The 21,078-nt window shown below is 56.8% G+C and carries 20 protein-coding genes; 11 read left to right on the top strand and 9 right to left on the bottom strand.

Translation table 11 applies throughout. The features are described 5' to 3' along the window. Positions 1-280 precede the first annotated feature (280 nt). The 3 genes from fpr to tpiA all read left to right on the top strand — a co-directional run bounded on the left by fpr (position 281) and on the right by tpiA (position 2,612). A complete protein-coding gene (gene fpr / locus K5Y33_RS22600; protein WP_110868182.1) occupies positions 281-1,027 on the top strand; it encodes a ferredoxin--NADP(+) reductase in 747 nt (248 codons plus the stop codon). A 106-nt stretch (positions 1,028-1,133) separates the two neighbouring features. Continuing rightward, entirely contained in the window at positions 1,134-1,724 is a 591-nt protein-coding gene (locus K5Y33_RS22595) for a YiiQ family protein (protein ID WP_101760647.1), read from the top strand. Between the two features lie 120 nt (positions 1,725-1,844). Beyond that, positions 1,845-2,612, top strand: coding sequence for a triose-phosphate isomerase (gene tpiA, locus K5Y33_RS22590; protein WP_008109693.1), 768 nt, complete (start codon positions 1,845-1,847; stop codon positions 2,610-2,612). An 84-nt stretch (positions 2,613-2,696) separates the two neighbouring features. Here tpiA and K5Y33_RS22585 read toward each other — a convergent pair whose 3' ends face one another. From K5Y33_RS22585 to K5Y33_RS22565, 5 genes are all read right to left on the bottom strand, one after another. After that, entirely contained in the window at positions 2,697-3,455 is a 759-nt protein-coding gene (locus tag K5Y33_RS22585; protein ID WP_222235148.1) for a CDP-diacylglycerol diphosphatase, read from the bottom strand. A gap of 63 nt (positions 3,456-3,518) precedes the next feature. Then, a complete protein-coding gene (hisD, locus tag K5Y33_RS22580) occupies positions 3,519-4,817 on the bottom strand; it encodes a histidinol dehydrogenase (RefSeq protein WP_101760649.1) in 1,299 nt (432 codons plus the stop codon). Then, positions 4,814-5,968, bottom strand: a complete 1,155-nt coding sequence (locus K5Y33_RS22575; RefSeq protein ID WP_061720303.1) for an ester cyclase — start codon at positions 5,966-5,968, stop codon at positions 4,814-4,816. Before K5Y33_RS22575 ends, hisD (K5Y33_RS22580) begins: the two co-directional genes overlap by 4 nt. Before the next feature lie 152 nt (positions 5,969-6,120). Then, positions 6,121-7,089, bottom strand: coding sequence for a nuclear transport factor 2 family protein (locus K5Y33_RS22570; protein WP_110868187.1), 969 nt, complete (start codon positions 7,087-7,089; stop codon positions 6,121-6,123). Next, the gene (locus K5Y33_RS22565; RefSeq protein ID WP_101760652.1) at positions 7,089-8,156 is read right to left on the bottom strand and encodes a LacI family DNA-binding transcriptional regulator; all 1,068 of its coding nucleotides are present in this window, start codon (positions 8,154-8,156) and stop codon (positions 7,089-7,091) included. The genes K5Y33_RS22570 and K5Y33_RS22565 overlap by 1 nt, the downstream gene beginning before the upstream one ends. 298 nt (positions 8,157-8,454) lie before the next feature. Here K5Y33_RS22565 and K5Y33_RS22560 point away from each other — a divergent pair, with 298 nt between their 5' ends. The 8 genes from K5Y33_RS22560 to K5Y33_RS22525 all read left to right on the top strand — a co-directional run bounded on the left by K5Y33_RS22560 (position 8,455) and on the right by K5Y33_RS22525 (position 17,105). Next, positions 8,455-9,690: an MFS transporter gene (locus tag K5Y33_RS22560; RefSeq protein WP_222235147.1), complete on the top strand. Its 1,236-nt coding sequence runs from the start codon at positions 8,455-8,457 to the stop codon at positions 9,688-9,690. Then, entirely contained in the window at positions 9,687-10,988 is a 1,302-nt protein-coding gene (locus tag K5Y33_RS22555; protein ID WP_222235146.1) for an amidase, read from the top strand. Before K5Y33_RS22560 ends, K5Y33_RS22555 begins: the two co-directional genes overlap by 4 nt. 170 nt (positions 10,989-11,158) lie before the next feature. After that, positions 11,159-12,478 carry a histidinol dehydrogenase gene (gene hisD, locus K5Y33_RS22550; protein ID WP_101760655.1) on the top strand — a complete coding sequence of 440 codons (1,320 nt, stop codon included), beginning with the start codon at positions 11,159-11,161 and terminating at the stop codon, positions 12,476-12,478. Between the two features lie 10 nt (positions 12,479-12,488). After that, positions 12,489-13,250, top strand: a complete 762-nt coding sequence (locus K5Y33_RS22545) for an SDR family NAD(P)-dependent oxidoreductase (protein WP_222186079.1) — start codon at positions 12,489-12,491, stop codon at positions 13,248-13,250. 10 nt (positions 13,251-13,260) lie between these two features. Next, on the top strand, positions 13,261-14,442 hold the full coding sequence (locus K5Y33_RS22540; protein ID WP_158238591.1) for an MFS transporter: 1,182 nt from the start codon (positions 13,261-13,263) through the stop codon (positions 14,440-14,442). A 2-nt stretch (positions 14,443-14,444) separates the two neighbouring features. Beyond that, entirely contained in the window at positions 14,445-15,161 is a 717-nt protein-coding gene (locus tag K5Y33_RS22535) for an alpha/beta fold hydrolase (protein ID WP_222235145.1), read from the top strand. After that, a complete protein-coding gene (locus K5Y33_RS22530) occupies positions 15,143-15,925 on the top strand; it encodes an HpcH/HpaI aldolase/citrate lyase family protein (protein WP_101760659.1) in 783 nt (260 codons plus the stop codon). The genes K5Y33_RS22535 and K5Y33_RS22530 overlap by 19 nt, the downstream gene beginning before the upstream one ends. Before the next feature lie 10 nt (positions 15,926-15,935). Beyond that, the gene (locus K5Y33_RS22525; RefSeq protein ID WP_222235144.1) at positions 15,936-17,105 is read left to right on the top strand and encodes a cupin; all 1,170 of its coding nucleotides are present in this window, start codon (positions 15,936-15,938) and stop codon (positions 17,103-17,105) included. A 45-nt stretch (positions 17,106-17,150) separates the two neighbouring features. On the opposite strand, the gene K5Y33_RS22520 is transcribed toward K5Y33_RS22525, so the two are convergent. The 4 genes from K5Y33_RS22520 to cpxP form a co-directional block, all read right to left on the bottom strand. Then, on the bottom strand, positions 17,151-18,140 hold the full coding sequence (locus K5Y33_RS22520; protein ID WP_101760661.1) for a sulfate ABC transporter substrate-binding protein: 990 nt from the start codon (positions 18,138-18,140) through the stop codon (positions 17,151-17,153). A gap of 146 nt (positions 18,141-18,286) precedes the next feature. Beyond that, complete coding sequence (gene pfkA / locus K5Y33_RS22515; protein ID WP_101760662.1) at positions 18,287-19,249, bottom strand: 6-phosphofructokinase; 963 nt, start codon at positions 19,247-19,249, stop codon at positions 18,287-18,289. 209 nt (positions 19,250-19,458) lie between these two features. Next, entirely contained in the window at positions 19,459-20,361 is a 903-nt protein-coding gene (gene fieF, locus K5Y33_RS22510) for a CDF family cation-efflux transporter FieF (protein WP_110868197.1), read from the bottom strand. A gap of 202 nt (positions 20,362-20,563) precedes the next feature. Next, complete coding sequence (cpxP, locus tag K5Y33_RS22505; protein ID WP_101760664.1) at positions 20,564-21,076, bottom strand: cell-envelope stress modulator CpxP; 513 nt, start codon at positions 21,074-21,076, stop codon at positions 20,564-20,566. Positions 21,077-21,078: the final 2 nt, after the last annotated feature.

Raw genomic sequence — 21,078 nt, 5'->3', positions numbered from 1 at the left:
TGTCTGCCTGAGAAACAAAGAATAAGCAGCACAAAACAGGCCGCCTCGGATTTATGGCGGCAAAAATATCAGGATTCAGTGACAAATCGAGAGGCGCGGGCAAAGCTGTATGTCTCAAGCCGTCAAGCTGTTTGTCCAGATTGTAAACCGCCCGCTACAGTTGCTGATCTGTGCGCTGCGTTTGTCGCTGAGAGCCCTTTACAGGGTACCGGGCTGGAAATTTATCGGATGGATAACGATGATAATCATGAGCCTGAATATTCAACACTAAGGAGTGAGCATGGCTGAGTGGATCAATGCTGAAGTGAAAGAGGTAAAAAACTGGACCGACGCACTGTTCAGCCTGCGCGTTGCAGCGCCGATTGATACCTTTACCGCGGGACAATTTGCCAAGCTGGCTCTGGAGATTGACGGTGAGCGCGTGCAGCGTGCCTATTCGTACGTCAACGCGCCGCAGGATCCGCTGCTGGAGTTTTATCTGGTCACGGTACCGGAAGGCAAACTGAGCCCGCGTTTGCAGGCGCTGCAGCCCGGCGAGCAGGTGATGATCACCAAAGAGGCGGCGGGTTTCTTTGTGCTCGACGAAATTCCAGATTGCCAAACGCTGTGGATGCTGGCGACCGGCACGGCGATCGGCCCCTATTTATCGATTCTGCAACAGGGCGAAGATCTGGATCGTTTCGACAATATTGTGCTGGTACACGCCGCGCGCTTCGCCGACGATCTGAGCTTCCTGCCCTTGATGCAGGCGTTGCAGCAGCGCTATCAGGGCAAGTTACACATCCAAACGGTGGTGAGCCGCGAAGAGATCGCCGGTTCGCTGCACGGCCGCGTACCGCAGTTGATTGAAAGCGGAGAACTGGAGCGTGCGGTTGGCTTGCCGCTGACGGCAGAAACCAGCCATGTGATGCTGTGCGGCAATCCACAGATGGTGCGCGATACCCAGCAGCTGCTGAAAGATACGCGTGAGATGCGCAAACATTTCAAACGCAAACCCGGCCACATGACCAGCGAGCATTACTGGTAATCGGCGCGGAGCGAATAATCTGAGATTTTTCCCAGTGTGGGTTTTGACTTTGCCCGGTAAAAACCGTTCTAATCGTGGGCTAAGTGAATGATTTAGGGCCGAAGCAATGAACAACCTGCCAGTCGCGCTGCTGCTTGGCCTCGCACTGACATTTCCCGCCTGGGCGGACGATGCACCCGCGTTGGATCGTAGCGATCATCTGCCTGCAGCGCCCTATCTGCTCGCGGGTGCGCCGACGTTCGATATGACCGTTGCTCAGTTCCGTGAGAAGTACAACGCTGCTAATCCCAATGCATTGCTGCAGGAGTATCGCGCGATTGATAGTCGCGGCGATAAAAGCAATCTGACGCGTGCCGCCAGCAAAATCAGCGAAACGCTGTATGCCTCAACCGCGCTGGAGCAAGGCACCGGCAAAATCAAAACCCTGCAAATCACCTGGCTGCCGGTTCCCGGTCCCGATATGAAAGCCGCGCAGGCTCGCGCCATGGATTACATGACCGCCCTGCTGCGCTTCTTCATTCCCGGCTTGTCGCCTGAAGAGGGGCGTAAAAAACTCGATTCCCTGCTGAGCGCCGGTAAAGGTGCGCGCTATTTTGCCCGCACCGAAGGTGCATTGCGTTTCGTGGTGGCAGACAACGGCGACAAGGGTTTGACCTTCGCCGTTGAACCGATAAAACTGGCGCTCGCGACGCCCTGATCGCACCGGCAAAAATGACGAAAAGCAAAGCCAGCAACACATTTGATCTCTATACTGTCTCGCAGACATCGCTGCCCGATGGCAGCGCTATTTCATGAATCGCGTTATGCGGAGGAAAGAATGCGACATCCACTGGTTATGGGTAACTGGAAACTGAACGGTAGCAAGCAGATCACCAAAGAGCTGATTGAAGGCCTGCGCAAAGAGCTGTCTGGTGTTGATGGTTGTGGCGTCGCGATTGCACCGCCAGCCATCTATCTGGACCTGGCAAAACACGCCATTTCCGGTAGCCACATTGCTCTGGGTGCTCAGAACGTTGACGTTAATCTGTCTGGCGCATTCACTGGCGAAACTTCCGCAGACATGTTGAAAGACGTTGGCGCGAAATACATCATCATCGGCCACTCTGAGCGCCGCACCTACCACAAAGAGAGCGACGAGTTCATCGCGAAGAAATTTGCCGTAGTGAAAGAAGCGGGTCTGGTGCCGGTTCTGTGCATCGGTGAAACTGACGCAGAAAACGAAGCGGGCAAAACGGAAGAAGTGTGCGCACGTCAGATCGACGCCGTGCTGGAAACGCAGGGCGCCGCGGCGTTCGAAGGCGCAGTCATCGCTTATGAGCCGGTTTGGGCTATCGGTACCGGCAAATCTGCTACGCCAGCGCAGGCTCAGGCGGTGCATAAATTCATTCGTGACCATATCGCGAAGAAAGATGCGGCTATCGCTCAGCAAGTGATCATTCAGTACGGCGGTTCGGTCAACGACAAAAACGCCGCTGAGCTGTTCACCCAGCCAGATATCGATGGCGCGCTGGTTGGCGGTGCTTCACTGAAAGCGGATGCTTTTGCGGTAATCGTGAAAGCGGCAGCAGCAGCGAAAAACGCGTAACTTAGCGTTTAGATGCAGATTAAGGCGGCTGATTAGCCGCCTTTTTTATTGGCCGCTATTAATTGCGTCCCTACGAAAAAAGGGTTATTGCGGCAATATGCTGCAGTTATGATCCTGCATCTCTTCCGCCGAACCGCTGTTCAGCTTCAGCCAGTTACGTTCCAGCGCCAGCAGCGCTAAACGGCCATCCGGCAGCTGTGCCAGCGCCAGCCCATATTTCCCCATCTCGCTGCGCGCATGCGGCACTTCATCCGCCAGACGGATAAACGCACTCTGCTGCGCCAGCTCTTGCTTAGAAAGCGCCCGCACCAGATAACCATGCTTGCGCAGCGTTTCACTCTGCCACTGCGCATTCAGTCTCGGTGCCAGCGCATCCAGCTGCTGGCGCACATCCGGACGCAGACAGGAAATATGAATATGCAGCTGATTCTGCGTACGCCCGTATTGCGCATTGATGGCCAGCGACAGCGCGCTATCGGGAATCGGCGCGCCGTGCCTTTGCGCCAGTAATGCGCGCTGTTGCCAGGCTTCGGCAAACAGATTTGGCGTTGCAGGTTCAAGAATGATGGGACTTTCCATGCCGGTGATTTTTTCGACCGGCATCAGCAGATACTGCAACGGCCCGTTGAGATCTTTTAGCGTGACGTAACCCTGCGCGCTATTCACCTGCTGGCATGGCGCTGGGTTGCCCGTCGCCGCCATATTCGGCACGCACTTTTCGCTGATGATCTGCCATAAGGCGTTGGCGTTTTTATGGAAATGGATGGCGCCGGCGATCAGTCCGACAATCAACAGCACCAATAAAGCGGTAAGTAACTTCAGGGTACGACGACTGCCCTGCATAGCCCGATTCCTCTGTTCATCACCTGCCAGCATCCTCGCCTGGCAGGTGATGAAAGTCACGGACTAATCCTCCGCGCCACGCAGGATGGCGTCGAGTTTTTCTGGCTGCAAACGAATCTGCGCTGCACGACGATGCGCCTGCATCCCTTCGGTACGGCTCTGGCGCACCGCAGGAGCAGCGATGGCGGCGATGCCCTGATCGTCAATCCATTGATGCGTGCAGGTTTTCAGATACGCACCGACCCACAATCCGCCGGTGTAACGTGCCGCCGCCATGGTGGGCAGCGTGTGGTTGGTGCCGCAGCATTTATCAGAAAACACCACGCTGGCGTTTTGCCCGATAAACAGCGATCCGTAATTGCGGATGCGCGCCGCCAGCGCATGGGGATCGCGCGCATGGATTTGCAGATGCTCAGTGGCGATCTCATCGGTGTACGCCACCATCGCATCCTCGTCGGCACAGAGAACAATTTCGCCCTGACGCTGCCACGCCTCACCAGCCGTTTTCGCCGTCGGCAAGGATGCCAGCTGCGCCTCAATTTCCCGCAATGTTGCATGCGCCACGCGTTCGCTGGTGGTCGCCAGCCCAACACGCGTGCGCACGTCATGCTCCGCCTGCGCCAGCAGATCCGCTGCCAGCACGCGCGGATCAGCACTGTCATCGGCGACGATAAAGATTTCGCTCGGCCCCGCCAACGCATCAATACCCACTTTGCCAAATACCTGACGCTTCGCCTCATTGACGAAAGCGTTGCCCGGCCCGACGATCTTGTCCACCGCCGGCAGCGATGCGGTGCCGTATGCCATCGCGGCAATGGCCTGCGCACCACCAACTTTGAAAATGCGGTGCGCTCCGGCCAAGTGGCAAATTGCAATCATTGCCGGATGAGCGCCCGGCGGCAGACAGGCGATGATGTTATCGCAGCCCGCCACCACCGCTGGCACGATAGACATCACCGGCGCGGAGAGGATCGGATAGCGTCCGCCCGGCACATAGCAGCCCACGGTTTCAATCGGGATGATGCGATGCCCCAGATGAACGCCCGGCAACGTCTCAATCTCCAGCGGCTGCAAGGTGGCGCGCTGCGCTTCGGCGAAGCGGCGCACCTGGGCAATAGCAAACTCACTGTCCTGGCGGGTTTGATCGGCGAGTTGCGCCAGCGCCTGCTCGATCTCTGCTGCCGAAACTTCCAGCTGCTCCGGCGCGACACCATCAAATTTCTGCGAATAATCACGCAGTGCCGCGTCTCCGCGCTGACGCACGTTGCTAATAATGTCGCTCACGGTGGCGATCAGGCTGGCATCCGCCTGCGCATCTTCGCCCGCGGCTTGCTTGATAAACTGCACGCGTTGTTTGCTCATGCTTCCGTCTCCGCCAGTTGTCCCAATTTGATCTGCGCCAGCATCGCCAGGTGATCGTAAACCACCCATTCATCAACAATTTTGCCGTTCACCACGTGATAGTGGCTCATACCCATCACCAGCAGACGCTGTCCCGTTGGTTTACCCAACTCGCCGTAGCCAAGATGATGCCCTTCCATTACCCAGCGCACCGCCACTTTGGTGCCGCCCTCTTCACATGGATTGGAGCAGATATGCTGCGGCATCCATGCGCCGTCTGGGATCATGCCGATCAGCGCCAGCGTCTGATGGATCACCGATGCCTGACCATATAACTCTTTCATCAGTGGGCCGTGCCACTGCACATTGCTGGCGTAAACCTCTTTCACTTTGCCCAGCATGCGTTTGTTGTAAATCTCGTGCAGCCAGCCCAGCACCTGCGCCTCGGTATCACTGTGCGCCAGCGTGTAATCCGGATCGCTTTCCGGCGGATACTGGCCGAGCAGACGACGGTTTTCGCCAATCTCCGTCAGTCGGAAACCCTTATCAAACTGCTCTTTCGCCATGTTGTACGCGATCTGGTCGGTATCCAGCCCCAATTGACGCATCAGCGACATGTTGTCGCTCACCACCCATTCGCGGTAAATCTTGTTTTCCAGAATCATGCAATCCGCCACGGTACGCGTGGTAAAGGTGCGATTAGTGGGTTTACCGTACTGGCTTGGCTGCGTGTGGCGGCCGCTACCGGTAACCAGATGCGAGGTGTAAAAACCGTCAACGTCGTTGCCGTTCCAGATCACCTGCGTTGCCATGCCGCGACGTTCCGGGAAGGCGACCAAACGTTGCAAGGTATCGAGCACCACTTGTTCACGGGTATAAATGGTGCCCAATGCGTTATATAACACGCAGTTATGGGTGTAATGGCTGTAGATCAGCCCGACATCGCGCTCATCCCAGATCTTGTGGGTACAACGCACAATGTAATCAACGATATCGGTATAGCAGGGATCGAAACCGCGCATTGGCTGCACCCGCGCACGGTTTTCTGGAACCAGATCGACAAAATCCCGTCGCTCAACCTGCAAAACCGGTTCGGCCTGGGTGCGTGCTGAGGTTTTTTCTGCGCTCTTTTCACTGGCGGTGGCTTTATTAGCCGTATCCGTTGTAGACATAAACACTCCTGCTTTTGACGAATTAAGGGTGAGCGCGGTCCTCGCAATCAAGCGCTGCCGATTCACCCGGCTGAATTCAGGGTGCAGAACGCCGTCGGTAATTAAGGGATTAATTACCGTGACGTGATGCGTTATTTAAAAGTGCTGATTAATCAGCTGAGTAGCTGTAACCAGATTGAGAGTTCATCAATACCTAAATATTCCCGCATGATGACGCCATCACGTAATTCCAAATGAGAAATACCGGAAATACACACTGGCTTGCGCGACGGCGGACCAAACTTTCCGTAGCCGTCATGCCAGCTCAACAGTGACCAGCGCAGGCTGATGCGCACCGGTTCGTTGGCATCGCGGCGCACCACCAAATGATGCAGCTGCGTTTCGCTGTCAGCGAATGAGGCGCGATAGCCGGAAAGGAAGCTGCCAATCTCCTGCTCGCCGGTAAAGCTGCTGTGGCCCGGTCCGTGCAAGGTGGCGGCAGGATGATAAACACCTGGCACCACGCCGCTGTTGCCGCCGGCCCACATGCTGAGATAGCGCTCAATCAAACCCGCGATGGTTCCTTCGGCATCATCGCCATCCGGGCCGCCAGCCCAACGCGCTTCCAGCTCTTCGGGCGCGGGCATCTCCAGCCCTTGCTGCTGGCGCATCTGCGTTAGATGCTGGGCAAACTCCGCCACGTTGGTACCAATCTGCGCAAGAATGCCCGCGCGATCCTGCAGCAGCCACTCTTGCTCCACCAGCCCATCACGACAAATACGATCGGCGAAAGTACGTACCCAAACCGTTTTGCCACTCGGCGCGCCAAAGAAGCCTTCGCCCAGATGCTGAATACGTGCCTGCGTGCGCTGCGAGGCGTACCAACAGGTATCGCCTTCACGCGCGGTGAGAATATCTTCGGTCAGCACCTGACGCTGCGGGAAGCAATGTAACGCTTCCAGCGTCAAACGCATGAAATCGCTGAGTTCGGTCAGGCGCTTTTCCGGCGTGTGAAATACCACCGGCGTGGCGTAGAAATCAGCCAGCTGCCCGATATCCTTCTGCTCCCATACCACGTGGGTTAACGTCAGAATAAACTGCTGAATAGAATCAAACTGGGGACTGAAACCCGGCAATCGCATTACTCAACCTCCTCTGAACGAAATAGCAGCTGGCCGTTCTCTTCTACCACGCCGTGACGCGGACGCCGCGCGGAGTGGCGTACTACCAACGTGCCGGGAATAACAATTTGCTCGGGTGCCATCACCGCGCTGTCGATTTGCTGCATTAGCAGGCCAATGGTGCGTTGCACCATCACTTCAACCGGCTGACAGATAGACGTCAGCGCATACGAAGGCCAGCCCGCTGGACCAACATCGTCATAACCCACCACCGACACATCCTGCGGAATGCGCAGACCAAACTCGTAACGCGCCACATCCATAACCGTCAGCGCCATATGATCGTTGACGGCAAACACCGCATCGGGCGGCGTGCCGCTGCTGAACAATTGACGCGCCGCCTGTGCGGTTTGCTCGCTGTCGTTTTGACCCGCTAACACCGTGACGTCGATGTTGCGCGCGCGCAATGCCTCGCGAAAACCGTCCAGCCGTAGCTGATTTACCGAAGCGTTGTCCGCGCCGGTAATGCAGGCAAAGCGTTGATGTTCGCCTGCCAACAGAAATTCGGCGATCTGACGTGCGGCGGCACGGTTATCGGTATTCACGCTTGACGCCATTTCGCTTTCGGCGGTGCGGTTGAACAGCACCACCGGAATGCCCGCGCCGTGGCACTCTTCGGATAAGGCATCGGATAACGCGCCGGATGCCAGCACAATGCCATCCACGCGGTACTGCATGATCTGATCGAAAATGCGGTCAACATTGCTATCCCGATCGCTGACGAACAGCAGCAGATGGTAGTTAAGCGCATCCAGTTCACGCCCCAACGCTTCCAGCACATGGGGATAAAACGGATTATCGAAACAGGAGATCACCACACCAACGATGCGCGAACGTGCGGTGTTCAGCGATCGCGCCAACGCGTTGGGTCGATAACCCAACTCACGGGCAGACTGCAGCACCTTTTCACGCGTGGCCGGTGAAATACTGGCGCCCGGCGTGAAGGTACGCGATACCGCAGACTGTGAAACGCCGGCGTGCTGCGCAACTTGTTGTGAGGTCACTGGACCGAAGGTCTTACGTTTCATGGCGTTATCTTCCTGTTTAGCACACTGATGCACGGGTGACTGCCGGGCATTGTAGCCAATTTCATCAACCGGACTCACCTGCTTCGGTGTGTGTTTTTTACTCTTACACCTTTTTTGCATGCGTATGCAACACTCAATAACTTTTTTTTCACATTGCCAAGCACGCACTTTACAAACATGAAATCATTTCGTAACTTCGGCCGTTGAATACGTATTCAATGCATGCAACATAACCGACCCGGACTCAGGATGAAACCCGCGTTTTTAGTCACTTATCTGTGTTGATAAGAGGTTTAACATGTTTCGAGCACTGTTTAGCCGTCCCGAGCTGTTGACGTTTTTCACCATGAGCGTGCTGTTTTTTATCTGCATTCACGGCTTCGATGCCTTCATGGCGCCTTACATGGTGAGATTAGGCATTGAACCGCAAACCATCGGCATGATCATGGGCGCCTCTGGTTTTGCGTCGCTGTGTATCCGTTTTCCGCTCAGCGTCATCTCTGACGTGATGAAAAATCGCAAAGTGTTTATGCAGTTCGCCCTGCTGCTGCCGGTGATTGCCTGGCCGCTGGCGTGGATGTTCCCCGCTGCGCTGACATTCTGGCTGGCCAAGCTGGCCTGCGGCATCGCTGCCGCGAGTTGGGTGCTCTACAACATCATTTTCATCCGCTATTTTCCTCGTGATGACGCGCCGGCTGCAGTGGCGCTGTTGGCATTGGCCGGGCCGATTGGCGTATTTATTAGCAATGCCATTTGCGGTGCCGTTGCCTTATGGCTGGGCAGTACGCAGGCGTTTTTTGTGCCAGCGATTGCCGGTTGCCTGGCGCTGCTTCTCAGCCTGCGCGTTCGTGAAGAGGAAGATAGCCACAAAGCGCCGCACCTCAAAGCCTGTATCGACAGCGCTAAACGCCAGCTAGCGGACCGCTCAATTTGGTTTATTGGGCTGCTGGCGACGGTGGTGATTTTGGTCCCGTTTGCCACTCGCGACACGCTCACACCCATATACGCTCAGCAGTTAGGTGCCAAGGCGGGCACGCTGGCAGTGCTGAGTAATATCCACTTGTTGTTTTATGGTGTGGCCGTGGCATTGTGCAGTTCCGTGTTTTATCAGCGGCTGGGCTTGGTTAACACCGCGCTGGTGGGCATCGGATTACAAATCATCTCGTCAATTTTCGTCCCCTTGACCAGCAACATGTGGCTGATTTACCTGTGGCAAGGTCTGGCCGGTTTTTCCTTTGGCATGGCGTTTGCCGTGTTTATGTCCTTAAGCGTGGTTAACACTTCGGAACATGAACAAACCACCCGGATGGGGCTGTTTCAAACCATCTATTCGTGCGGCATGTTTTTCGGCCCGGTGCTGATGGGCGTGTTGTTGCAACACGTCAATGTCTACGCGGGTTATTGGGTGATTGGTGGCTTGTGTCTGATCGCTGGCGTGTTAACACCGCTAGCGGCAAAACGGGTGCAGCAGCGTCAGTTGCCGCCAGCGGCACGTAAAGCGAGCGGCATGCTGTCGCAGGATGCGGTGAAATGAGTGCCGCGCGCCTGCAACCGCAGCGCAACAGTGCGGAAGAGGTTGAACGCCGCTTAGCCGCTATCAACGCAGGTCGCGCGCTCAACGCGATTATCAGTATTAATCCCCAGGTGATGAAAGAGGCACAGCGCTGCGATCGCTTATGGCGTAGCGGCGCGCCGGTTGGCGTGCTGCACGGCATTCCGCTGGTGATAAAAGATAATATTGATTGCGTCGGCATGGCTACCACGCTCGGCTGCCGGGCGCTGGCCGAAGCACAGCCACGTGAAGATGCGCGCGTAATTGCACGCCTGAGAACTGCGGGTGCGCTGATTCTCGCCAAAGCGAATCTGTCTGAGTTCGCCTTTGACGTACGTTCGCGCAGTTCGCTCGGCGGCGATGTGCGCAATCCCCTGAATCCACAGCTGACCGCCGGTGGCTCAAGCGGCGGCAGCGCAGCGGCGGTGGTGGCCGGTATGGCGGATGCGGCACTCGGCAGCGATACTGGCGGATCGATCCGCATTCCCGCGGCATGGACCGGTCTGGTGGGACTGCGTCCGGCATTTCGCCGCCGCCAGCTGCGCGGCGTCGCGCCGCTTTCGCTCAGCAAAGACACCGTTGGGCCGATGACATGGTGCGTGGCTGATGCGGCGCTGCTGCATCAGGTAACGCATGGGCTGCCGGTGCGCCCGCTAGCGCAGCGAACCTTGCGGGGTGTGCGGCTGGGCATGGTTAGCGATCTGCCAGGCGATGATGACGCGCAACGTCAGGCATTAGCACAGGCTTTCTCTCGTCTGCGGCGGGCGGGCGCCACACTGATTCCGCTGCGGTTACCGCTATCATCGCGCGTGGCGCAGGAACCTTGTCTCAGCCTGCGCGAATTCCATCCGGCGATGTCCCGCTGGCTAAGCAAAATGGACCATGCGCCTGCTTCTCTTTCGGATCTGCTGGCACGAGGCGAGCATCTCGCCGAGTTCGATGAACTGCTGCAATTACACCTCACGCGCAGCGAGCTGGTGTGTGCCGCATGGCACGAGCAACGCCGTTTTCAACGCCATTTGCGTCAGCAACTGCAACAGCAGATGCAGGATCAGCGGCTGGAGGCGCTGATTTATCCCACCAGCCAGCGCACTCCGATTTCACTGGAGAAGATGCCGCCGGGCTGGGCGCCGGAGCTGGCGGCCATCAGCGGCTTACCCGCCGTAACGTTGCCGTTTGGTCAACTAGCTAACGGTTTGCCGCTGGGGCTGGAACTGCTCTATCCAGCGCCTGATGAAGAAGCATTGCTGGCGCTCGCTTTGGCGATAGAGCGACTGTAAAACCAGAAAATTCATCATGTTAATCCCCGTTCTGCGGGGCTTTCTGCTGCCTGCAATTTGAAAAAACTGCGCACATTCTCACTTTTCATTTTTTCCCCTTTCAGCCTCTTTACGCTCTTTGCATACGTATGCAAACCTGATTAACAGCAATCAATGATGAGGAAAAGAGCATGGCAATCTGGTTAAAACAGGCGGCAGCGAAAGCAGAACGCCAACAGCAGCAACAGCGCGTTCGCAGCGATGTGGAAGCAGTGCTGGCGCAAATTGAAGCGCGCGGCGATGACGCGGTGCGCGAACTCTCGATTAAGTTCGATGGCTTTGCCCGCGATGATTTTCGCTTAACGCCGCAGGAGATCAATGCCTGCCTGCAACAGCTGACCAAACAAGATATTCGCGACATCGAATTCGCTCAGGAGCAGGTGCATAACTTCGCTCAGGCGCAAAAAAATTGCCTGACCGATTTAGCGATTGAAACGCGTCCGGGCGTGATACTTGGCCATCGCAACATTCCCATCAGCAATGTCGGCTGTTACGTGCCGGGCGGCAAATATCCGCTGCTGGCTTCGGCGCATATGTCGATCATTACCGCCAAAGTCGCAGGCTGCGATCGCATCGTGAGCTGCGCCCCGCCGTTTCACGGTAAACCGGCTGCAGCCATTGTTGCGGCGCAGTCGATGGCCGGCGCCGACGAGATCTATGCGCTCGGCGGCATTCAGGCGGTGGGCGCCATGGCGATTGGTACTGAGCGGATTGCGCCGGTCGATATGTTAGTCGGGCCGGGCAACGCGTGGGTGGCCGAAGCCAAACGCCAGCTATTTGGTCGCGTTGGCATCGACCTGTTCGCTGGCCCGACCGAAACGCTGGTGATCGCCGATGACAGCGTTGACGGTGAACTCTGCGCAACCGATCTGCTCGGCCAGGCGGAACATGGCCCCACCTCACCCGCGATTCTGCTGACCTGCTCGCGCCAGCTGGCGCAGGAGACCGAGCGCTATATCCACCAGCTGTTGCTGCAACTGCCTACCGCCGATGTGGCGCAACAAGCCTGGCACGATTATGGCGAAATCATTCTCTGTGCCGATCACGATGAGATGCTGGCAGAAGCCAACCGCATCGCTTCTGAACACGTGCAGGTGATGACCGATCGCGATGACTGGTATCACCAGAACATGCGCAATTACGGCGCGCTGTTTCTCGGGCCGCGTACCAATGTGGCTTATGGCGACAAGGTGATCGGCACCAACCATACGCTGCCCACGCTGGGTGCATCGCGTTATACCGGCGGCTTGTGGGTGGGCAAATTTATGAAAACCTGCACCTGGCAGCGCGTCACCAGCGATGCGGCTTCGGCAGAAATCGGCGCTTACTGCTCGCGTCTGGCGCTGCTGGAGGGCTTTGCCGGTCATGCCGAACAGGCCAACATCCGCGTGCGCCGCTACGGCCAGCAGGAAGTGGCCTACGCCGCACCCGCGCCGGTTACGGTGAAATAAGGAGGCGCGCATGGTTCCGACTACCCCTTCATTTCGCCTGGATGGACAGCGCGCGCTGGTGACCGGCGGCTCGCGCGGTATCGGTTTTGCCGCCGCTATCGCGCTGGCCGACGCCGGAGCGCAGGTGTGGATTGCCGCGCGCGACGCCGATCGCCTGGCGCACGCCGTGCAGCAGGCGGCGAGCGCCGGCCTGACATTGCATCCGCTGCCGCTCGACGTCTGCAACACGCGCGCGGTGCGCCAGACACTGCACGATTTGCCGAGCTTTCATGTGCTGGTCAACAGCGCCGGGCTGGCGCGCCATCAGCCGTTTAGCGAGGTCAGCGAAGCCAACTTTGATGCGGTGATGGACGTCAACCTGCGCGCCACGTTTTTCCTGTCGCAGCAGGTCGCAGCCGGTATGCAGGCCGCCAGACACGGCGGCAGCATTATCCATCTCTCTTCGCAGATGGCGCACGTCGGCGGCCCGCAGCGCAGCGTCTACTGCGCATCAAAAGCGGCGCTGGAAGGGCTGACGCGTGCCATGGCGCTGGAGCTGGGACGCGACGGCATTCGCATCAACACCTTGTGCCCCACCTTTATCGAAACCGAACTGTCGCAGGCCTCGCTGGCAGATGAAGCGTTTCGCCAGCAGACGCTGCGCCGCATTCAGATTGGTCGTCTTGGCACGCTGGAAGATGTGATGGGGCCGGTGGTGTTTCTGGCATCACCGGCCGCAGCGTTGGTCACCGGCAGCGCGCTGAAGGTGGATGGCGGCTGGACGGCTTATTGAGGAACTCATTATGAAAGCGTTATTGCGTCGTGATGTGCTGCTGTTTTTCATTATTAGCTTGCTGTTTTTTATCAGCATTCACGCCTTTGATCCGTTTCTCGCCCCCTACATCATGTCGCTGAATGTCGAGGCGCGCGTGATGGGAATCATCATCGGTGCGACCGGATTGGCCTCGATGCTGCTGCGTTTTCCGACCGGCATTCTGTCGGACCGCTTTCGCCGCCGCAAACGCATTATCCAGATTGGCTTGTTGTTTACGCTTATCGCCTGGCCGGTGGTTTACCTTTGGCCGACACCGGAAACACTGTTTATCGCCAAGCTCGCCGATGGCGTCACCAGCGCGACGTGGGTGGTGTATAACGTGATGTTCGTGGCTTACTTCCCGCCGCTGGAAGCCGCCGCCGCGATCGCCATGCTGAGCGTCACCTCGCCGGTAGGCACTTTTATCGGGATTTCGGTGGCAGGATTTATTGCCCGTCATTTCGGTGCCGAATCGAGCTTTTTGGTGGCGTCCGCTGCCGCGCTGCTGGCTTTTTTGCTGACGTTCTTTATCCGTGAAAAACGCCCGGAAGCGATGCCCACGGCGCAACGTCTCTCTGCGGTTCGCACTCAGCTGCGTGATCCTTCGGTGTGGTATCTCGGCGGACTCTGTGCACTGGTGATGATGGTGCCATTTGCCACGCGCGACACGCTGACGCCGCTACTGGCAGAAGGCTTTGGCATGGCGGCCGCTTCGCTGGCGACGCTAAGCGGCATCCATCTGTTCTTCTATGCGCTGGCCACCGCGCTGTGCGCGCCCTTCTTCTATCGCCTGCTGGGCTTACGCAACACGGCAATTATCGGCGGCGTGCTGCAAGGGGCCGTAGCGATAGCCATGCCTTACGCGCCCAATATCTGGCTGCTGTATGGCTTGCAGGCGCTGGCGGGCTGTGCCTTCGGCATGATCTCCACCGTGCTGAATTCGCTGATCGTCACCCGCACGCCCGCCTGGCAGCAATCCACTCGCGTTGGGCTATATCAAAGCATCTACTCCGCTGGGATTTTCTTTGGCCCGGTGCTGGTCGGCTACATCAAATATTACTTCGCGATGCAACAGGGCTTTATGGTGATTGGCATTATTTCATTGCTGTCGCTGCTGCTGGTGCGCCATGTGATGCGGATGGTGAATGCCCGTCCTGTGGCGGAGGGCTAATCATGTCACTGCCTTTGGTGTTACTGGGCGGTACCTTGTGCGACGGCGCGTTGTGGCAACCGCTTTGCCGCCATCTACCGCCGCAGCCGATGATCATTCCCGAGATGAGCGGTGCTGACAGCGCCGAACAGCTCGCGGCGCAACTGCTGACTGACTTGCCGGCGCGCTTTTTACTGGTGGGATTCTCGCTGGGTGCGCTGGTGGCGATGGAGATGCAGGCGCAAGCCGCGCAACGCATCGCGGGCCTCGCGCTGCTGGCGGTGAATCCGTTGGCGGATGCGCCGGTCAACGCTGCGGGACGTATTGCCTTGCTTGATCGGGCTGCGAAAAACGGTATGCGATCGGTGATTGAGCAACTCTGGCCGCGCTATGTGCATGCATCGCGGCTGGCGGATCGCGAGCTGCTTGGCGCGCTGGTGACGATGGCAGAACGCAGCAGCGTTGAGCGCTTTCGTCAACAGACCGCCATCGCCATACAACGTCGCGATTTACGGCATACCTTACCGGCGCTGCAGGCACCGCTGTTGATCCTCAACGGCGACAGCGACGCCATCTGCACCCCCGAACACCATCACCTGCTTGTCAAAGCGGCTCCCGCCGCACGCCACATCACGCTTGAACAGTGCGGACACTTTCTGCTGCTGGAGCAGCCGCAAGCCTGTGCCCGCGCGCTGCAAACCTGGATTAAGAGGAGTGAATTATGCGTATCAACCCTTTAAAACAACGCCGTGAACCGATTATTAACGGCTGGCTGGCGATCCCCAGCAGCTACAGCGCCGAGATTGCCGGACATCAGGGCTTTGATGCCGTCACCGTTGACCTGCAACATGGCCTGATCGATTTCGCCGCCGCGCTCAGCATGTTGCAGGCGCTATCCTCCACACCCGCGACGCCGCTGGTGCGCGTCTCGCACAACGAGCCGGCGCAGATTATGCGCATGCTGGATGCCGGCGCCTACGGCATTATCTGCCCGATGATCAACGATGCCGCCGAAGCGCAGCAGTTTGTCGATGCCTGCCGCTATGCGCCGCAAGGTTCGCGCTCGTTTGGTCCAGCGCGTGCGCTGCTGTATGGCGGCAAAGATTATCCGCAGCATGCTAACCAGCAAATTCTGACGCTGGCGATGATTGAAACACGCGCGGGGTTGGCCAATCTTGATGCCATTCTCGACGTCGAGGGATTGGACGGCGTGTTTATCGGCCCCAACGATCTGTCTCTTACGCTCACCGGCCAGGCCAGCGCCGAATCGCAGCATCCTGAGATGTTAAATGCCATTGAACGGGTGCTGAGCCGCACCCGCGCCGGCCACAAACTGGCCGGTATTTTTTGTACCAGCGGAGAAGCCGCCGCACAGCGCATCGCACAGGGCTTTCAGTTGGTGACCCCCGCCAATGATGTGATGCAGCTAACGCATGCCGCACGCCACGCTGTCGCCACCGCGCGCGGTGAGGCGTTGCCTGTTCGTTCTGGTTCGGGTTATTGAGGAGAAGAAGATGAAACAGCAAACATTGTCCGCTACAGCAGCACGTGCGCGCCTGATCGCGCCGCAAGATATGGTGTCGTGCAATCTGGCGTTTATCGACTGCAAACTGCCGGGTTCGCATCTCAAGCAGAATTACTCATTTATCGGGCCGGGCGTGACGCAGTCGTCTGAGCAGGTGATCAATATTCCTGAAGCGCACGGTTTTAATATTGGCGCGGCGGCGATGCCAAAAGGCGTGACCAATAATCTGCATCTGCATTTCACTGCCGAAGTCTTCCTGATCCATGAAGGCCGCTGGCGTTTCCGCTGGGGGAATAAAGGCGAAGAGTCGCTGGAGCTCGACGCTCCGGCGATTGTCAGCCTGCCCACCTGGATTTTCCGTGGCTTCACCAATGTGTCGGCTACCGATACCGATGGCTGGGTATTTACCGTGCTGGGCGGCGATAACACCGGCGGCATTATCTGGCATCCCGATGTGATGTCGGCGGCGGCGGAATATGGACTCTATCTCAGCCCCAATAACATGCTGATCGATACCTCAACCGGCGCGGCGATCCCGCCGGTTGCAGAGCGTATGCCGCCGCTGCCCGAGGCGGAGATGGCGCAGCTACAGCATTTTACGCCCGAGCAGATGGCGCAGTTTGCCGTCACCGGTGAGCAGCGCGCCTGGAGCGATCACGCGCTACTGGATGCCATGTTGCCGGGTCACGGTGCGCGTATGGCGCCCGTCATCGGCTATGGCATTAATCAGGATCGTCAGGCCGCTCCGCCCATCAACACGCCACACGGCTTCTCGGTAGAGTGGCTGGCTTTGCCACAAGCGGGTGAAATGGGTACGCATCGCTGCGCACAGGTGCAAGTACTCATGGTGTTTAAGGGCACGCTTACTGTGACCTTCAATCGTGATGGTGAAGAAGTGACGATGACCGCGCCGGAGCGTTCGGTAATTTCCGTGCCGGCAGGCAGCTGGCGTCGCTATCAGGCATCCGATCATGCGTGTGAAGTGGTGATTACCACTGCGGGTGACGGACGGAAAAAACTGGAATGGGATAAAGCGATTGTCGATGCCGCTGCTGCGTTAGGTTGGGGGCTGGATCCAGATGGCTATCTGGTACGTCAGGCATTGTTGCCGCTGGTGGCGCAGCGTGCCGGTCGGCGGTTGGCGACGCAAGAGGCGTAATGGTATGTAAAAAGGTCGCCATAAATGGCGACCTGACGATGTACGTTATGGCTTCATCACCTGGTCGTAGCTGCCACCATCGGCGAAGTGGGTTTTCTGGGCTTGCGTCCAGCCACCAAATTTATTGTCGATAGTGAACAGTTTTACCGGAGCGAATTTATTGGCAAATTTCTCCGCAACGGCTTTATCACGTGGACGATAGAAATTTTCCGCCGCGATAGTCTGACCTTCCGGCGAGTAGAGATACTTGAGGTAATCTTCGGCTACTTTGCGGGTGCCCTGCTCGTCGACCACTTTATCCACTACCGAAACCGTTGGCTCCGCCAGAATCGATTCGCTTGGGGTGACGATCTCAAACTTGTCTTTACCCAGCTTATTTACCGCCAGATAGGCTTCGTTTTCCCACGCTATCAGCACATCGCCAATGCCGCGTTCCACGAAGGTGTTAGTGGCACCACGTGCGCCGGAATCCTGCACTTCTACGTTCTTAAACAGCGATTTCACGTAAGCCAGCGCTTTGGCTTGATCGCCGTTGTTTTGATCCAGCGCCCAGCCCCATGCAGCCAGATAATTCCAGCGCGCGCCGCCTGACGTTTTCGGGTTTGGCGTGATGACGGAAACGCCCGGTTTGATCAGATCTGGCCAATCATGAATGCCTTTCGGGTTGCCTTTGCGCACCAGGAACACGATGGTTGAGGTGTAGGGTGCGGAGTTGTCCGGCAGGCGTTTAATCCAGTCTTTATTGATACGACCACGGTCAGCAATAGCATCGACATCAGATTGCAGCGCCAGCGTAACCACATCAGCTCGGATGCCATTGATCACTGAGGTTGCTTGTTTACCTGAACCGCCGTGCGACTGGCGAATCACCACGTTGTCGCCGGTTTCCTGCTTGTAATGCGCGCTAAACGCTTTGTTGTACTGCTCGTACAGCTCACGGGTTGGATCGTAAGAGACGTTTAACAGCTGAATATCCTTTGCCAGAACACTGGTTGAAGCCAGTAACAGGGTGACACCAATACTCCACTTATTCATTGCTTGCTCTCCCGAGGTCGTTATAGAACAAGACTGACACAAACTTATCCACGGATTAAAGAATTAAAAATAAGCTGTTATAACCCCACGGAATATGAGCAGGCATAAAAAAGGCGCGAATCACGTCGCGCCTTGATGCTGAATAATCAGTAGAGTTTTTTCGCGGTATCCAGCCAGTCGCGTTTGAATGGACGCTTCATATTTTCAATCGCATCGATGATGTCGTGATGCACCATCTTTTCGTTCTGAATACCGACGCAGCGTCCGCCGTAGCCTTGTAGCAGCAGCTCGATGGAGTAGGAGCCCATGCGCGAGGCCAGAATGCGGTCATAGGCACAAGGTGCGCCGCCACGCTGAATGTGACCGAGAACGGTAGCGCGGGTTTCGCGTTTAGTTTCAGCTTCGATGAAGTGCGCCAGATCGTCGATATCGCAGATGTGCTCGGTGATCGCCACGATGGCGTGCTTTTTACCTTTGGCAATGCCGGCTTTGATTTCAGCAACCAGCTCTTCGCGGGTATACGGGATTTCAGGTAGCACGATGAACTCGCAACCACCGGCAATCGCTGCCGCCAGGGTTAAATCGCCGCAGTAACGGCCCATCACTTCCACGATGGAGATACGCTGGTGGGAAGATGAGGTGTCACGCAGGCGGTCAATCGCTTCAACCACGGTTTCCAGCGCAGTGAAATAACCGATGGTGTAATCAGTACCTGCTACGTCGTTATCAATGGTGCCAGGCAGGCCGATGCACGGGAAGCCCATTTCAGTCAGGCGCTTAGCACCCATGTAGGAACCATCACCGCCGATAACCACCAGCGCATCAATACCACGCTTTTTCATGTTATCAATCGCGGTCTGGCGCACTTCATCGTTGCGAAATTCTGGGAAGCGGGCGGAACCGAGGAAGGTGCCGCCGCGGTTGATCATGTCTGACACGCTGTAGCGGTCAAGGTTGATCATGCGATCTTCGTACAATCCCAGATAGCCGTCGTAAATACCAAAAACTTCCAGTCCTTCACTCAGCGCGGAACGTACAACTCCGCGAATGGCTGCGTTCATGCCTGGGGCGTCGCCGCCGCTGGTCAGTACTCCGATTTTTTTGATCATGACAACCTCTGGATTGTTCAAAAACTAAGGATTATTCCTGCCATGTGTCCGGCGTGGACCAGCTCGCGATCGCATGGCTTAATAGTTGCAAAATAGTATATCAAACGCTTGATGCTGAATTGATTCAGGTCAGACAAGTTTTCGCTAATTTTTTACAGAGTTGTTAGCGTTACGTCACTTTTTTTGTGTAATTGCATGATTTTAAGTCGCTAACCTTGAAAAAATCCATGTTGATTGCTCGGCACAACAGAACAGGGATCTTGATGGATGATGACGTCTGAGCCGGGAAACCTCTTGAGTAACGCCTGCTCAATTTGATCGGCCACCTGATGGGCCTGCACCAGCGGCAGCTGATCTTCCATCTCCAGATGCAGCTGGATAAAACGCGTGGGGCCCGATTGTCGCGTGCGTAATGCATGCGCGCCACGTACGCCCGGCCAGTTGGTCACCACGTTGATAATCTCCTGCGTTTCATGCTCGGGCAAAACACGATCCAACAGCGCCTGTACCGCGTCATAACCCATCCGCAACGCGTTATAGAGAATGTAAACGCCGATGCCGAGCGCGAACAACGCATCCGCCCGTACAAAACCATAGCTGCTCAAACCGAGAGCGACCAATATTGCGCCGTTCATCACCACGTCAGATTGATAGTGCAGCATGTCTGCGCGAATCGCCTGGCTGCGCGTGCGTCGCACCACCCAGCGCTGGAAGGCAACCAACGTCAGGGTTGAAAACAGCGCAATCACCGTCACCACAATACCCACCAGCGGCGCATGTAAGGTTTCGGGCGAGGCCAGATGCTGAATGCCGGTGAGAAACAGAAACAGCGCCGAGCCGGAGATAAACATGCTTTGCGCCAGCGCGGCCAGAGATTCGGCTTTACCGTGGCCGAAGGTGTGATCGTCATCGGCCGGCTGCAGTGAATAGCGCACCACCAGCAAATTGGTGAGTGAAGCGGCGATATCCACCAATGAATCTACTAACGCCGCCAACATACTGACTGAACCGGTATGCCACCAGGCGAAAATTTTTACGATTAACAGCAATGTCGCCAGCGTAGTTGCCGCCAGCGCCGCCCGATTAACTAACTTTGCATAGGAAGAATCCATGCTATGCCTCGTCGGATCGCACGCTTCATAGGTGCGGCCTTTAGGTCTCAAGATGGCTAAAGTTTATCATCGGCATAAGTGTGCTGCGTGATTGAATTTTAAGGCAATGATGTTAGAGAGAAATGACAGGCAAAAAAAACCCCCGCATCATGCGGGGGAAGACAGGGATGGTGTCTATGGCAAGGAAAACAGGGATACTATGTTACTGGTTACTGCTGGTACTACTCACTGCTTGCAGCGGTGATGATGGCTGCAATCCTGAGAGCCGACGAACTTCAGCTAATCGTCGCTCATAATTTTTCTGCAATGTCGCTTGCTGTGCAGGCGTTAGCAGGTGATACATCTGATTACGAACCCGAGCCATCTCGACTTGCTGTTCTACCGCTGCGCGGGCTTGTTTCTCTGCCTGCTGTCGGATAGCCGATTCGTTAAATTTGTCTGCAATGACAAGGTCATGCATAGTTTCTATATCTTGAACGCTGATTGTTGGGCGTTCGTGTCGCGCTTGCTGCATCAGGTCTCGCATCTGTTGCCGCTGTTGTTCAGTCAGCTCAATGCCATCGAACATGTAGCTTTGCGGATTTTGCGTCATACTGCCTGTCGTCAATCCGCTGTTCGGATGCATCTCGTCAATCGTCGTCGTGTCTGCTGCTTCGGCGCTGGCGTGACTGAGAACCATCGCTGAGGCAATGACGACGGCGGTTAAGTAGCGCATCG

Origin of the sequence: Pantoea sp. DY-17, from assembly GCF_019795975.1 — a bacterium.
GTDB classification, from domain to species: Bacteria; Pseudomonadota; Gammaproteobacteria; order Enterobacterales; family Enterobacteriaceae; genus Pantoea; species Pantoea leporis.
Note: the sequence above shows the minus strand (reverse complement) of the source record. Positions and strands in the feature narration are given on the sequence as shown.